The 936-nt window shown below is 82.1% G+C and carries 1 protein-coding gene; it reads right to left on the bottom strand.

The window, feature by feature from the left end; genetic code table 11:
* The coding region (locus tag FA014_RS20430) for a hypothetical protein (protein WP_230323462.1) at positions 1 to 936 on the bottom strand (936 nt) is incomplete at both ends.

Genomic DNA, 936 nt, shown 5'->3' with positions numbered 1-936 from the left:
TGCAGCGCGCCGCCGGCGGCGCCCCAGCCGACGGTCCCGGGCGAGGCCTGGACCGCCGGCAGCTCGGCGAGCACCCGGTCGGCCTCCGCGGCGCCGACCCGGCCGGGCTCGAACGCCACCCGGACCGTGCGCTGGACGTCGCGCGGCCCGACCGCCGCCACCGCCGCGGCGAGCGAGTCGTCGGACAGCAGCGCCGCCGCCGTGGTGACCGTCGCCGGCCCGACCCGGGACACCCGGGGCTCCAGGACGTCGGGCAGGTCGTGCCACGTCGCGGCCTCCGGGTCGACCGGGCGGAACACCCCGGACACCACGGCCTCGACCGGGGAGCCGTCGGCGGCGGTGAGGTGCAGCAGGTCACCGGGCGCGGCGGCGAGCACCCCCGCCACGTCCTGCGAGAGCCCCACCTGCACGGGCGCGGGCGCCGGCGGCGACCCGGCCCCCGCCGGGGACCCGGCCCCCGACGGCCCCGACGGCTCGTCGCCGGACGTCCACTCGACCGCGCCGTCCGCCGGGGTCCACACCAGCCGCAGCGCCGTCTCCCCGCGGGGCGCCCCGGGGTCGGCGGCGTCGGCGGGGAGGGCGAGCGGGGTCGAGGTGGTGGACACCACGGGCGGCCGCAGGACCGCGCCCAGCCGCGTCGCGAGTCCGGAGCCCACCGCGTCGGCCGCCTGCCGCGCGAGCTCCGCGGAGCCGTCGTAGCCCTGCCCGGTCTCGGTGAACGCGGTCGTGGTCGTGAGCACCAGGTCCGCGTCGGATCCCGCCCGCGCGACCGCCGCCTGCACCGCCGCGTCGGCGACCCGCGCCACCGCCCGGGGCACGGCCGCGGCCAGGGCCACGACGAGCGCCACGAGCACCGCGACGAGCAGCAGCGGCCCGGGCTGCGCCGCCGCGCGCCGCGGCAGCGGCGCGCGGGTCTCGACCTGGCGACGCTGCCGC

The organism is Cellulomonas hominis, from assembly GCF_005239125.1.
GTDB classification, from domain to species: Bacteria; Actinomycetota; Actinomycetes; order Actinomycetales; family Cellulomonadaceae; genus Cellulomonas; species Cellulomonas hominis_A.
This window is presented reverse-complemented; position numbering and strand designations above follow the sequence as displayed.